Annotated in this window: 13 protein-coding genes; 12 read left to right on the top strand and 1 reads right to left on the bottom strand. The window is 64.2% G+C overall.

The window, feature by feature from the left end:
• Nucleotides 1-61: 61 nt before the first annotated feature.
• A complete protein-coding gene (locus PMO31116_RS01220) occupies nucleotides 62-919 on the bottom strand; it encodes a helix-turn-helix domain-containing protein (protein ID WP_150565094.1) in 858 nt (285 codons plus the stop codon).
• Between the two features lie 460 nt (nucleotides 920-1,379).
• Here PMO31116_RS01220 and PMO31116_RS01215 point away from each other — a divergent pair, with 460 nt between their 5' ends.
• The 12 genes from PMO31116_RS01215 (at nucleotide 1,380) to PMO31116_RS01160 (ending at nucleotide 12,587) form a co-directional block, all read left to right on the top strand.
• A complete protein-coding gene (locus PMO31116_RS01215; RefSeq protein ID WP_023595956.1) occupies nucleotides 1,380-1,664 on the top strand; it encodes a Flp family type IVb pilin in 285 nt (94 codons plus the stop codon).
• 34 nt (nucleotides 1,665-1,698) lie between these two features.
• Complete coding sequence (locus PMO31116_RS01210; RefSeq protein ID WP_150565093.1) at nucleotides 1,699-3,189, top strand: pilus assembly protein TadG-related protein; 1,491 nt, start codon at nucleotides 1,699-1,701, stop codon at nucleotides 3,187-3,189.
• Entirely contained in the window at nucleotides 3,186-4,007 is an 822-nt protein-coding gene (locus PMO31116_RS01205; RefSeq protein WP_150565092.1) for a hypothetical protein, read from the top strand. The genes PMO31116_RS01210 and PMO31116_RS01205 overlap by 4 nt, the downstream gene beginning before the upstream one ends.
• Nucleotides 4,004-4,708, top strand: a complete 705-nt coding sequence (locus PMO31116_RS01200; RefSeq protein WP_150565091.1) for a hypothetical protein — start codon at nucleotides 4,004-4,006, stop codon at nucleotides 4,706-4,708. The genes PMO31116_RS01205 and PMO31116_RS01200 overlap by 4 nt, the downstream gene beginning before the upstream one ends.
• Nucleotides 4,686-4,892, top strand: a complete 207-nt coding sequence (locus tag PMO31116_RS01195; protein ID WP_150565090.1) for a hypothetical protein — start codon at nucleotides 4,686-4,688, stop codon at nucleotides 4,890-4,892. Before PMO31116_RS01200 ends, PMO31116_RS01195 begins: the two co-directional genes overlap by 23 nt.
• Before the next feature lie 41 nt (nucleotides 4,893-4,933).
• The gene (cpaB, locus tag PMO31116_RS01190) at nucleotides 4,934-5,962 is read left to right on the top strand and encodes a Flp pilus assembly protein CpaB (protein WP_246185092.1); all 1,029 of its coding nucleotides are present in this window, start codon (nucleotides 4,934-4,936) and stop codon (nucleotides 5,960-5,962) included.
• A gap of 107 nt (nucleotides 5,963-6,069) precedes the next feature.
• A complete protein-coding gene (locus PMO31116_RS01185; RefSeq protein WP_174970714.1) occupies nucleotides 6,070-7,641 on the top strand; it encodes a type II and III secretion system protein family protein in 1,572 nt (523 codons plus the stop codon).
• Nucleotides 7,642-7,685: 44 nt separating this feature from the next.
• Complete coding sequence (locus PMO31116_RS01180; RefSeq protein ID WP_150565088.1) at nucleotides 7,686-9,689, top strand: TadA family conjugal transfer-associated ATPase; 2,004 nt, start codon at nucleotides 7,686-7,688, stop codon at nucleotides 9,687-9,689.
• 54 nt (nucleotides 9,690-9,743) lie between these two features.
• The gene (locus tag PMO31116_RS01175; protein WP_150565087.1) at nucleotides 9,744-10,592 is read left to right on the top strand and encodes a type II secretion system F family protein; all 849 of its coding nucleotides are present in this window, start codon (nucleotides 9,744-9,746) and stop codon (nucleotides 10,590-10,592) included.
• A gap of 3 nt (nucleotides 10,593-10,595) precedes the next feature.
• Nucleotides 10,596-11,477 (top strand): type II secretion system F family protein, encoded by an 882-nt coding sequence (locus tag PMO31116_RS01170; RefSeq protein WP_150565086.1) that lies wholly within the window; start codon nucleotides 10,596-10,598, stop codon nucleotides 11,475-11,477.
• Nucleotides 11,474-11,827 (top strand): DUF192 domain-containing protein, encoded by a 354-nt coding sequence (locus PMO31116_RS01165; protein WP_246185091.1) that lies wholly within the window; start codon nucleotides 11,474-11,476, stop codon nucleotides 11,825-11,827. The genes PMO31116_RS01170 and PMO31116_RS01165 overlap by 4 nt, the downstream gene beginning before the upstream one ends.
• A 10-nt stretch (nucleotides 11,828-11,837) precedes the next feature.
• Nucleotides 11,838-12,587, top strand: coding sequence for a TadE family protein (locus PMO31116_RS01160; RefSeq protein ID WP_150565085.1), 750 nt, complete (start codon nucleotides 11,838-11,840; stop codon nucleotides 12,585-12,587).
• Nucleotides 12,588-12,590: the final 3 nt, after the last annotated feature.

Genomic DNA, 12,590 nt, shown 5'->3' with positions numbered 1-12,590 from the left:
CGAATGAGTCAGGGGGAGGGAAGCACGGGAAAGCCCGGCGAAGCGCCGGGCTTGTGGGCGCTCAGCGCTGCGCCAGCCGCTTGTTGAGCTCGGCGACAAGCAGCGGCAATCGCGCCGGTTTCTCCAGCACGTCGACGTCGAACGCCGTAATCGCCCGGGCGATGTCGGACTCGTTGACGTTGCCCGCCTGCATCTGTCCCGTCAGGATAAAGACCGGGGCGTCGGGATTGTCGGACGTGCGAATCTCCGAAAGCGCGGTCTCGGCCGTTTCGTGATCGAGCATCCAGTCGACGACGTAGGCGTCGAAAACCGTCTGCTTCAGTGCTTCGCGAAATGCCGCGGCGCTGTAAAACGCGCGAGCGTCGTACCCTTTGCTGTTCAGGTACATGCACACCGTGTCGGCCGTGCGTAATCCACCTTGCGCGTCGCTGCCGCCATCGTCGTCCACCACGGCTACGGTGAGGCGCGTCGGCACGAGCGACTTCGGCCGGATCTCGATCAGCTCCACCACGAACTTCTTGCCTCGCGGCGCCATGTCCGTCGGATAGAGGCGCCAGCTCCCCGCCGTCGACATCGCGACATACTCGGACCCCTGACCCGTCAGGATCTCCGGGCCTATCCACGCCTGGCACGCCACGAGATGGTTGCCGAAGTCGAGCAGCGCAGGCACGCCCTGCGCATGTTCCGATGTCTCGGGATCGAGCAGCGCCGTAATGGACGCGTTGAATGCGGCGGCCACGTCGCGAAGCTCGCCGTAAGTCCAGTTGCTCTGCCCGCGCATTTTTCGATGCGCCTGCGCGGGACTCAGCCCGAGCGTCTTGGCGAGCGCGCCGGTCTGCTTCGATTTAGGGATGGCGTGACGTTCCATCAATTGGCCCACACGCTGGGCCATCAACAGGTTGTCGTCCGAACTTTGCATGTGCGTTATGTCGTCCTGAATGAAAGGGAGGCGTTCCGCGTGCGGCCACGCACCTCACAGCGGCTGTCTCCGGGTCTTGCGTACGTCGTGGAACCGGCGCCTAACGCTAGCGCAAGTCCGAACTATCAGAAATGATGGGTTTGTTTCAATGTGTTACAAAAATGAATGCGAAAAGCGATTGAAAGCCAAAATTCACTTCGTATAATCTCGCAAAACGCAATTCAGTTTGCATTAAACGAGAAAATTTAGGACTTCTCTCTCTCATTTGATGCTAAGGGTGGAGCGTGTCGCTGCCGGTGGACGCCGGTGCCGTGATACGCGACGCCCATGACCGGGGCAATCCCGGCCGTCTTTTCCAGCAAACGAAATATGTCGTAACGCGAGGCTCTGCGCCCGGTCGCGTGGGGCCTTCTTTTGCCCGTAGCACCCTGCCGTACTTCTTACCAACGAGGAGCGTATCATGCTGCAACCCAAGACTGTTCGCAAATTTCGTCCCCGTCACCAGCGTGGTCAAGGGATGACCGAGTACATCATCATCGTCGCGCTGATTGCCGTGGCCGCCATCGGCGTCTACGCCGCTTTCGGCAAGACCATCCGCAACCAGACTGCCGGTCTGGCGCTGGAAATGGCGGGCGACTCGAACTCCAAGAAAGCCATCAAGAATGCGGGTGACGCTGCCCAGGATTCCAGCAGCAAGGCGAATCAGCAGAAGAACCTGAGCAACTACGCCGACGGTAACCAGTAACGACCGACTGGGCCGGCACGGCGGAGGATGCATCATGGACGTTCGATTCCGACGGCAGGGTCGCCGCGCTCGCGAGCGCGGTCAGGCCCTGCCACTCGCAGCGGTACTGATGGCGGCCGGGGCTGCCGCCATGTATCTGGCGTTCAATGCATCACAGCTGGTGCATGCAAAGACGAAACTCCAGGACACGGCCGACGCTGCAGCGTACAGCGTCGGCGTGCTCCAGGCGCGCGATCTCAATTTCGCCGCCTATACCAATCGGGCGATGATTGCCAATCAGGTGGCCACTGCCCAGATGATCAGTATCAAGTCGTGGATCGATGAGGTCGACGGCACCTATAAGAACGATCACTGGTTCGACACGCTCATCCAGAGCACGGTCACGCCGAACCAGCTGTGGACAATTCCCAAGAAGACGCTCGGCAGGGAAGTCAGCCTCGCCAAGCGTGTGCTGGACCGGGCGACCACGATCGCCACCCTCGGACTGGACCAGCTCGATTCCGCACTGAGCCTGGAGCAGTCCGCCTATCACAGCGCTATTGCCCTGCAGATCCCGCTCGTGGCCGAAGAGATCGCCCAGGCCAACGAGCCGAACACGCACGTCAGCAAGACCTATTTCGCAACACGCGGCGCGCTGTCGCTCTCGTCGGCGCTCGGTTTCCTGTCCAAGAACACGCCGCAGGGCAAGACAGGCAAGGACCGCTTCGCCGACGTGCTCACGGACAAGACCACGCTAGACGAATTCGTCAAGCAGCGCGGCGTCAACATCCGCACGCCCATGGTGCCTGTCGGCATGGTGCAGGGTTGCCCGGAGAGCTTCGTGACGGCCACCAACTGGCACGCGGGCGGAACGCAACTCCGTCAGGACAAGAAGGGATGGGAAGGGCTCGACGCCACCGACGTGAACGGGGTGTGGATCTGCGTGGTCGAGGTCTTTCCGATCATCATTCCGCTCAAGTGGACGGCCGGTTCGGGCGGCGCCGCCAACGGTCCGGGAGGACGCTATTCCGGGCGCACCGGCTACGGTGGCTACAAGGATTACGGCGGCTCGCTCACCAATATGCTGACCACGCTGGCCGCCAATTCACAATACAAGTCGGGGCCGGGCAAGTCGCTCTCGCGCAGCGGCGGACTCCAGCCGTATCTGGAACTCAAGACGCAATCGACGCCGACGAACGGCGCCGACTTCAATCGTGCCCCGACGCTCGTCATCGAGGCGCAGCGCGCTTCGCCCTCGATCAACACCACGGACCGGCTTCAGATCGCGCAAGGCTCGCTGGCCGTGTCCGACGGCACGGCGTCGCAACAGATGCGAGCGATGTCCAGCGCCAGCGCCTATTTCATTCGCCCGGGCGACAGCGGTGGCGTGGCGGGCGCGCTGCGCAACGCCGCGAACTGGCGGCGCGGCGACAACAAATGGGAGTACCCCAGCGTGTTCAATCCCTATTGGCAGTCGTCGCTCGTCGAGACGAGCACGCTCGCGCTCACGGCCGGCGATGCGGCTCAGGCATCGGGGGCGCCATGAAACACCGCCTGCTCATTCCTACGCGCGGGCGCCGGGCCATACCCCGCGCGCAACGCGGCCAGGCGATGGCCGAGACGGTCGTCATCGTGGGCAGCGCGTTGCTCTTCGCATTCTGGGCGATCAACATGATCGGCCATTTGTCGGACGTGCGCGATCGCACCGAGGCAGCCGCGCGCTATGCCGCGTGGGAGCGAACGGTCTACTACGACGACAACGGCTGGGCGCCGAAGTACGGAAACGCCGCGACCAAATCCGACGCCGCGATTCGCAGTGAGATTGCGCAACGCGTGCTGGGTCGTGGCACGAAGATCGATCGTGCCGACGGCACCCGCAATCAGTTGCCGTCGTCTGAAGAGCCCATGTGGCGAGACATCGCGGGCAACACGATCCTTCAAAAGTATGGCGACCTGCAGGTCTCGCACAACGTGGGCGGCACCGGCACGGTTGCCGATAAGGCCCTCAATGCGCTCGGCTCGCTCAGCGGCATTGGCGCCGGTTTCGACCTGCCGACGAAGAACCAGCAAAGCGCCAGCGTCTCGCTGCGCGTGGCCGGAGACAGCCCCAGCCTTGTCGCGCTGTGGCCAAACTGGGCTGGCGTGACGTTCAGCGACAGGCACGTTCTCCTGACGAACACCTGGACCCCCGACGGGAGCAACAACGCCAAGTCGGTCATCGCGGGCGCGGTGCCGACCGCCAAGGGGGCCGTGCTCGATTACGCCCTGGACGTGCTCGCCCCGGCGGCGATCGATATCACCACCCTCGACCTCGGACGCATCCAGCCCGACGTCGTACCTGCCGACCGCCTGGGGAACAAATGAAACGTGCCTTTGCAGTAATTGCGCTCGGTCTGGCCTGCATCGGTGCACCGGCGTGGGCGGACAGTGCTTGCGACGACGTGCCGGTCAAGGCGAAACAGGTGTCGTGGGCCGGCGAGGACATGGTCGTGAACGGCCTGAAGATGCGTGCCGCGGTCATGACCTTTTCCGAGCCCGTGAGCGCCGTGCGCGAGGCGTTTCTCTCGTACTGGCGCGCTCGCAATGCATCGATGCGCGCCGCGGACGACGGCAAGACCCTCACGCTCTCGGCCATTGACGGTCAGTGCAGCTACACGCTGCAGGTGCTCTCGAACGCCCAGGCGGACTACGCGGGCATTTTCAGCGTGGCGCATCTGGATCCGGAAGCGGCCAAGACGCCCCGCGTACTCCAGCCATCGAACTACCCGTTGCCCGAAGGGCGGGTCGTATTCGACATGCAGTCGCAGGACGGCGGCAACGTTGCGCGCACCGTCCAGTTGGCGTTGACGGCGGTCTCGGCGCGCCAGGCGATGGGGCGTTACGCGCAGACGCTGCGTCAGCGCGGTTGGCGGACCCTGGCGGCGGGCGCATCGAGTTATCAGCGAGCGAACCCGCAGGGCTACGCGCTGGCCATGCAGAAGGACGGCTACCGCCTGGACGCGTCGTTTACCGACGCCACGGGCAAAACCATGGTGATCGTCAATGTTGCCTTTACCAACGGATAAGTCGCGCCGGGCACGGCGCGCGGGCCTCGAGTCGCAACGTGGACAGGCCTATGTGGAGTACGTCGTGGTCGTGTTGCTGGTGGTGGTCGTATTGCTCGCGGGCAACGGCTCCGTCATGACACAACTGCTCGCGGCGTTCAAGTCGTTCTATTCGGCGTTTTCGTACGCCCTTTCGCTGCCCTGACACACGGGCAGGGCGATCAACCGACTGATGGATAAACAGAAATGATGTTGAAGAGGATCAAGACACAGGCGTTGATTCACAATCCGTGGGTCATGCTCGGGGTGGCGGTTTTCGCGGCGGCGCTGCTGACCGTGTGGATATACAAATACATGTCCGGCCGAGAAGAGGCGATGCGTCGGTCGCTCATGGAATCGATGAATTCGAACACCCGCGTTTCGGTGCTCGTGCCGACGTCGGACCTGAAAGCCGGCGCGATCGTGACGACGGGTAATTTCGCCGCGCGTCAGGTGCCGGCCGACTTCGTCTACGAGGACACCGTGCGCGCCGACGAATTCGACGCCGTCGAGAACCAGACGCTGGTGCGCGCGGTGCATCGCGGCTCGCCGATTCGTCGGGCGGACATTTCGGCCATGCAGGCGCGCGACTTCTCCGACATGCTCAAGGCGGGCACGCGCGCGCTGACGATCGACATCGACGCGACGAACTCGGCGGACAACATGCTCAAGCCGGGCAACCACATCGACCTGTTCCTGATCGCCAATCCGCCGACCAGCGCGCCGGGCTCGGGCAACGGTGGTTCAGGCACCAACGCGCAATCCGCCCAGCTGCTGCTCTCCGACCTCACGGTGCTGGCCACCGGGCGCGACGTGCGCCCGCGCGACTACGGCGAGCAGATGTCGCGTGATCGCAGCGAAGACACGCCCAGCGACGAATACGGCAGCCTGACCTTGCAGGTCACGCCCGAGCAAGCCGGCAAGATCGCCCTGGCGCAGAAAATCGGCAGCCTGCGCGCGGTGCTGCGCAACCGCTCCGACAAAGCCGCCACGCCCGACGTGGTGGTGCATCAGTCCGCGCTGTTCGGCGACGCGGGCGCCGACGGCATCCAGTACATCATCGGCGGCTCGCACGACAGCTCCGTGTCGGTGCGCCCCGAACTGGCGATGCCTGGCATGCGGACACCGATCGCCGACGCCGCAGCGGCGCCCCGGCCCGCGCTCACGCCGAGCGACGCGCAGCGCCGGGTCATGGAGCAGGTTCAGTCCGCACTGGCAGGACGACGGGGGCAGTAACGCGCCGGTCAGGCACACGGGGGCACACGCATTCGCCCAAGGCGAGGCGCGCATGACACGACATGACCGCGCGCCCACTCAAACGTAAGAAAACGACACGCACGACAATGAAAACCGAATTTCAGGGAGTGCCTTCGCGAGCCAAGCGAGGGGTTTGTTTGTTCACCGCGGTGAGCTTCGCATGGCTGAACATGACGGCCCCGGTCTTCGCGCAGCAGACATCGGCCGTCGCACCAAAGGCACCGAGCCAGCAAGTGCCGGCCACGGCACCGAAAGCCTCCGCACAGCAGCTCGCCGCTCGCAACGCGTCGGTCAACGACGCAGCGGCCGTGATCTACGAGAACCGCAACGCCCGCTCGGCCGCCAGCGCCCCCATGTTCATGTACAAGGGCGAAGTGCGCGTGATCCCGATCGAGGGCAAGGTCAAGCGTGTGGCCGTCGGGAACGGCGACCTGATCAATGCTTCCGTCGTCGACCATCAGTTGCTGCTGCTCGCGCAGGCCCCCGGGGAGACGTCGCTGGTCGTTTGGACCGACCAGGGCATGGCGATCAACACGAAGGTCTCAGTCTCCACCCTCGATCGCAACGCCACGCTCGCACGGCTGCAGCGTTCGCTCGGATTCGTCGAGGGGCTCAGCATCGACGCGAACGGTGGTCATTTCATCGTCCACGGCAAGGTCCACGCGGAGCAGGCCAAGATGCTCTCGAATGCGCTCGACGGCCTGCCCGACGTCATCAACCTGATCGAGACCGACGAGGGTTCGTCGCTCAAGAAGACGGTGCACTTCAAAGTCGACATTCTCGAGATTTCGAAGACCGCCGAGCGCAATCTCGGGATCAAATGGGACTCGCAGATCAACGGCCCGCAGGGATCGCTCGCCGGCAACGCCGTGCGCACGGGGCGTTATCGTCCGTTCCCCGATACCGGCACCGCCGTCTTCGACAATGCGCCGAGCTCCGCCGGCGGTTCGGTGGGCGGCGCCTTTCTCGGCATTGCCACGAGCATCACGTCGAAGATCAACATTCTTGCGGCGAACGGCGACGCGTTCGTGCTCGCCCAGCCTGAACTGAACTCGCGTAGCGGCGGCAAGGCGACATTCCTGTCCGGCGGCGAAGTGCCGATTCCAGTCTCGGCGGGCTTCGGCGCGCAGGACGTGATCTACAAGGAATACGGTATCCGCCTGGAGATCGCGCCGACGGTCGATGCGACGAACACGATCAGCGCCGACCTCATGACCGAAATCAGCCAGATCGACCCGTCGATGAACGTCAACGGCTACCCGGCGTTCCTGACACGGCGCTCGACGACGCAGGTATCGGTGCGCCCGGGCGAGACGTTCGCCATCGCGGGTCTGGTGAACGCCGACGCCTCGAAGGCCGTCGACAAGGTGCCGGCGCTCGGCGATATCCCGATTCTGGGCCATCTGTTCAAGTCGACCGATTTCCGTAACAACAAGAGCGATCTCGTCTTCCTCGTCACGCCGTACGTGGTAGATGCGAGCAGCCCGACGAACACAAGCCTGATCAATCGCGGTGCGGACGTGGACGCGAACTACCGCCACTCGTTCGGCGATCCGAGTCCGCTGCCCGAAGCGAACGCGCGGCGCGAGGAAGAGGTCCGCGAGCAGAACGCTCCGACGCCGCAACTGCCGAAGGCCGATCCCCAGGACCGTCCTTGAAGCTTGTCGATATCACGGCGACCCGCCAACGTCTGGAGATGGACATGAGCACCGAGAACGAAGTGCTTCCTTTGAAAATCCGCGTGCATGACCGCGCGGGCAAGGAGGCCGAGTACACCTTCGCCGGGCGCGCGTCGCTCGGCAAGGACCCCGGCTGCGATGTCGTGCTCAAGGGACTGCTCATCGGCAAGACGCAGGCCACGCTCGAACCGCGCAACGGTCATTGGTACATCGAGGATCAGGGCGGACTGGCCTCGACGCTCGTCAACGGCGAGCAGATCACGTCGTATGGCCCGCTCACGAGCGGCGACCGCATCGAGATCGGCGCGTTCCGGATCAGCGTGCACAGCGATACCGTCCACCGCCAACCGGCCACGGTGCAGCCAACGGTGCGCGCCGACGCGAGCAACGACGCCGTCCAGGCCGGGCAGGGCAGGGTTCAGGTGGCGCCCGCGGTGGCGTTGCGCGACGAAGCGCCGAAAGTCGTCAACGGGCTGAACCCCGTGCGCGCCGACGCCGCCGTCGGCGTCCCGCCATTGTCACAGGGTCGGCAAGCGCCGGGAGGCGGGGCGGTCCCGGTACGAGCCGCGCAGGTGAGCGTGCCGGCGGCGTCATCGGACGCCCCGTCGCGGCATCACGAAGCGACAGCCCGTCCGGAGCCCGTGCGCGCCGCGCCGGTGGCGCTCACGCCGACGCGCCCCGCGTCGCCGCCGTCGGTCGCACCTTCGGTCGTTCAGGTCGAGTCGACGGCCGCGCATCCCGACTCGGCCGGCCTGAACTCGCCGGAGGGCATCGAACTGCGCAAGACGGCGCACGACCGCCTGATCGCGGCGATGGATCTTCGGCGCGTCAACGTGGCCCGCATGAGCGAAGCCGAACTCTCCGAGACGGTCGGGTCGCTGCTGCGCTCGGTGCTCGCCGCGGACCCGATCTTCAAGACGACCACGATCTCGCACGATGCGCTCTTCAAGAGCATCTTCGACGAAGTGATCGGCCTTGGGCCGCTCGAATCATTGCTGGCCGACGATTCGATCACGGAAATCATGGTCAATCGCTACAACGAAATCTTCATCGAGCGTGGCGGTCGCCTGAGCCGCACCGAGACGACCTTTACCGATGACCAGGCCGTGCTGGGCGCCATCGAGCGTATCGTCGCGCCGCTCGGGCGGCGGATCGACGAGAGTTCGCCCATGGTCGATGCGCGCCTGAAAGACGGTTCGCGCGTGAACGCGGTGATTCCGCCGCTCGCGCTCAAGGGTCCGAACATTACGATTCGAAAGTTCGCCAAGCAGAAGCTGCAGGGCGACGATCTGGTGCGCTTCGGTTCCATCTCGCCGGCGATGATCGCGTTCCTGCGCGTGGCCGTGGAGCAGCGCGCGAACATCGTGATTTCGGGGGGGACGGGCTCGGGCAAGACAACATTGCTCAACGTACTGTCGAACTTCATTCCCGACAACGAGCGCATCGTGACGGTCGAGGACGCGGCCGAACTCAAGCTGGTGCAGAGCAATCTGGTGTCGCTCGAGGCGCGGCCGGCGAACATGGAAGGCAAGGGTGCGATCCACATTCGAGATCTCGTCAAGAACACACTGCGCATGCGACCGGATCGGATCGTCGTGGGCGAATGCCGTGGCGGCGAGGCGCTCGACATGTTGCAGGCCATGAACACCGGGCACGACGGCTCGCTCACCACGGCGCACGCCAACTCGCCGCGCGACTGCCTGTCGCGACTCGAAGTGATGACGCTCATGGCGGGGCTGGATCTTCCGGTCAATGCGATTCGCGAGCAGATCGTGTCGGCCGTCGACCTGATCGTGCAGCAAACGCGCTTCTCGTGCGGCACGCGGCGCGTGACGCACATCACGGAAGTGAGCGGCATCGAGTCGGGCACCGTGCAGTTGCAGGACGTGTTCGTGTTCAAGCAATCCGGCTACGGCGAGGATGGCCGGGTCCAGGGGACATTCCATTCGACCGGCTACGTGCCGGACTTCTACCAGGATCTGATTCGGCGCGGCATTCCGGTCGATACGTCGATCTTCGCCGATTGAGGCGGGCAGGGTGCGTCGGCACCCGCCCCGGGACTTGCATCAAGGAATATCGTCATGATGACCGCAGTGGTACTGGCTTCGTCATTCATCGTGCTCACGCTCGTGGGGTGGGCGCTCATCTTTCAGGGCAAGACGTGGTTCGTGCGTCGCTCCGCGCGTGTGGCCGATGAAGTCGGCACGGGGCTCGCCGACCTCTTCATTTTCATCAACACCAGCCAGGTGGCCATGCTCAGCGCGGTGGCGGTGGTAGCCATCCCACTGGTGGTGTTTGCGATTTCGGGCAACGTCGTGCTTACCGTCGTTGTGATTCCCCTGAGTCTGCTGGCTCCGCGCTTTCTGGTGCGCCGCATGCAGCGAAAGCGCCTGCTTGCCATCGAGAAGCAGTTGCCGGACGCATTGCTGATGGTGTCCGGCGCATTGCGTGCCGGTGCGAGCTTCCCGGTCGCGCTCGAGAGCGCCGCACAGGAGGTGCCGCCGCCGATCTCGCAGGAGCTCGCATTGCTCATTCGCGAGGTACGTCTCGGGGTGGACATGGCCGACGCCCTCCAGCACATGGAAAAGCGGCTGCCGATGCAGGACTTCCTGATGGCGACGGCTGCGATCTCGATTGCGCGCGAAGTCGGCGGCAATCTGGCCGAGACGCTCGAGACGGTGGCGCGCACCCTGCGCGACAAGCAGCAAATGGAAGGCAAGATCCGCTCGCTCACGGCACAGGGCAAGGCGCAGGGCCTGGTGATGACCCTGCTGCCGGTATTCCTGATCGTGGTGCTCGCGCAGATGGAGCCGGTCGCCATGGCGCCGCTGTTCGACAAACCGATCGGATGGGCCACGCTCACCGTGATCTTCATCATGGAAGTGCTCGGCTACCGATCCATCAGCAAGATCACCAATATCGACGTCTAAGCCATGTTCATCGCCATCGCTTTCCTTCTCTCGCTCGGGCTGATCATCTTCTTGGGCGTGATCGTGCGCTCGCTTACCACGCTCAGCGGCAGTATTCCCAGCGAGGACCGCGAATTTCTCGATCCACTGTCGCGTCCGCTTCGGATGTTGTGGCCGCTGGTGCGATTCGCCGAACACCACTTCGGCAGGTACTACCCCGCGAAACTGGTCGAGCGCACGCAGAATCAGTTGCAATTGACGGGGCGAAGCTTCCTGATGTCAGCCACGCAGTTTCTGTCGCTGTCGATCGTCGTGATGCTGATCGCGTTCGTGCTGGGCTCGCTGGTCAACCACTGGCTGGAGCTCAACACCATTCTGTTGCCGCTGGCCGCGGCGGTGCTGGGGTTCTTGCTGCCGCGGATGTGGCTACGTGACATTCGCGCCCGGACCGTCAAGCAAGTGACGCGTCAGTTGCCGGTCTACCTCGACTTCCTGACGCTCTCGATCGAGGCGGGCCTGAACATCAACGGCGCCATGACCCAGGCCGTGAGCAAGGGGCCGGCCGGCGCGCTCAAGCGCGAGTTCGAGCACGTGCTGCGCGACCTGAAATCCGGCTTGACGCGCGCGGACGCACTGCGTCGAATGGATAACCGGCTGCAGGTCAAGGAAGTCACGAACTTCGTGGGTGCCGTGGTGCAGGCCGAGCGCATGGGGGGCGGACTCGCGACCACGCTGCGTTTCCAGTCGGAGCAGCGTCGCACCGAGCGCTTCCAGCGCGCCGAGAAGCAGGCGATGGAGGCGCCGGTCAAACTGATCTTCCCGCTGGTGATCTTCATCTTCCCCGTGACGTTCATCGTGCTGGGCTTCCCGATCGTCATGAAGTTCATGCAGGAGGGCCTGTTGTGAAACCTGTCAACCTGTATCTCGGTGCGCAACCGCTGGCACTGGCGGCGCAATTGACGACACGGGCGCACGAGCGCATGCGGGGCTGGCTGGGCAAGCGTCACGTGGCCCCTGGCGATGCGCTGTTGATCGCGCCGTGCAACGCCGTGCACACATGCTTCATGCGAACGCCCATCGACGTGGTGTTTCTCGACAGGCAAGGGCGGGTGCTGGCCGTGCACGCCAACGTGGGCGCCTGGCGCTATCGCATGCACTGGCGCGCGCGCATGGCGCTGGAGCTCGCGCCAGGGCGCAGTCGTGCGCTCGGTATCGAGCGCGGCAAGGCGCTCAGCGTGCGCCCCATCGGATCTTAAGGAGAACGGAATGCGAGCCAGGCGTCGGCCCAACGCGCGCAACGGCAATGCGCCCACGTCAGGCGCAACCCGCGCCCAGCGGGGACAGGCCGCCACGGAGTTCATTATCGTGGCGCCCATCGTCCTGTTGCTTTGTCTTGGATTGATACAATTTGGTCTGCTATATCAGGCGAAGAGTACGCTAAACTACGCGGCACTCATGGCAGCACGCGCCGGCGCCGTCAACCACGGCACCAAAAGCGCGATGCTCTCCGGGCTCGCACGCGGACTGGCGCCATTGTTCACCCATCAGACGGGCCTCAGCGCCCAACAGATGGCGATCCTGAGCGCGCAGACCGAGGCGCGCAACCCGGGCATTACGAAACTGACCGTGCTCAGTCCGACGGCGGCCGCTTTCTCCGACTTTGCCCGCACGAACTATTACGCCGGCAAGACGGTTCGCGAGATTCCGAACGACACGTTGATGTACCGGGACAACACGCCCGGCAACGGATCGCGTATCTCGATCCAGGATGCCAATCTGCTGAAGATCAGTGTGCAGTACTGCTATGAGTTATATGTGCCGTTCATCAACCGGGTGATCTATTCGCTGGTCAACGGCACGAGCGATATCTTTTCGACCGGATCGGTCGACGGTTCGCTCGATTTCGGCACGGACGGCAATAGCTGCCGCGCCTATTCGGCGATCTCTGGCGGATATCGCATACCCATCCAGGCCGAAGCGGTGGTGCGCATGCAGTCGCCGTTTCGTGGAGGGTGAACG

Source organism: Pandoraea morbifera, from assembly GCF_902459575.1.
In the GTDB taxonomy this organism is placed as follows: Bacteria; Pseudomonadota; Gammaproteobacteria; order Burkholderiales; family Burkholderiaceae; genus Pandoraea; species Pandoraea morbifera.
This window is presented reverse-complemented; position numbering and strand designations above follow the sequence as displayed.

What these genes read in the sequence shown, in the direction of transcription:
- PMO31116_RS01220 (WP_150565094.1), bottom strand. Translation starts at nt 919, where the DNA reads ATGCAAAGTTCGGACGACAACCTGTTGATGGCCCAGCGTGTGGGCCAA.
- cpaB (WP_246185092.1), top strand. Translation starts at nt 4,934, where the DNA reads ATGATGTTGAAGAGGATCAAGACACAGGCGTTGATTCACAATCCGTGG.
- PMO31116_RS01200 (WP_150565091.1), top strand. Translation starts at nt 4,004, where the DNA reads ATGAAACGTGCCTTTGCAGTAATTGCGCTCGGTCTGGCCTGCATCGGT.
- PMO31116_RS01160 (WP_150565085.1), top strand. Translation starts at nt 11,838, where the DNA reads ATGCGAGCCAGGCGTCGGCCCAACGCGCGCAACGGCAATGCGCCCACG.
- PMO31116_RS01175 (WP_150565087.1), top strand. Translation starts at nt 9,744, where the DNA reads ATGATGACCGCAGTGGTACTGGCTTCGTCATTCATCGTGCTCACGCTC.
- PMO31116_RS01170 (WP_150565086.1), top strand. Translation starts at nt 10,596, where the DNA reads ATGTTCATCGCCATCGCTTTCCTTCTCTCGCTCGGGCTGATCATCTTC.
- PMO31116_RS01195 (WP_150565090.1), top strand. Translation starts at nt 4,686, where the DNA reads ATGTTGCCTTTACCAACGGATAAGTCGCGCCGGGCACGGCGCGCGGGC.
- PMO31116_RS01215 (WP_023595956.1), top strand. Translation starts at nt 1,380, where the DNA reads ATGCTGCAACCCAAGACTGTTCGCAAATTTCGTCCCCGTCACCAGCGT.
- PMO31116_RS01185 (WP_174970714.1), top strand. Translation starts at nt 6,070, where the DNA reads ATGAAAACCGAATTTCAGGGAGTGCCTTCGCGAGCCAAGCGAGGGGTT.
- PMO31116_RS01180 (WP_150565088.1), top strand. Translation starts at nt 7,686, where the DNA reads ATGAGCACCGAGAACGAAGTGCTTCCTTTGAAAATCCGCGTGCATGAC.
- PMO31116_RS01205 (WP_150565092.1), top strand. Translation starts at nt 3,186, where the DNA reads ATGAAACACCGCCTGCTCATTCCTACGCGCGGGCGCCGGGCCATACCC.
- PMO31116_RS01210 (WP_150565093.1), top strand. Translation starts at nt 1,699, where the DNA reads ATGGACGTTCGATTCCGACGGCAGGGTCGCCGCGCTCGCGAGCGCGGT.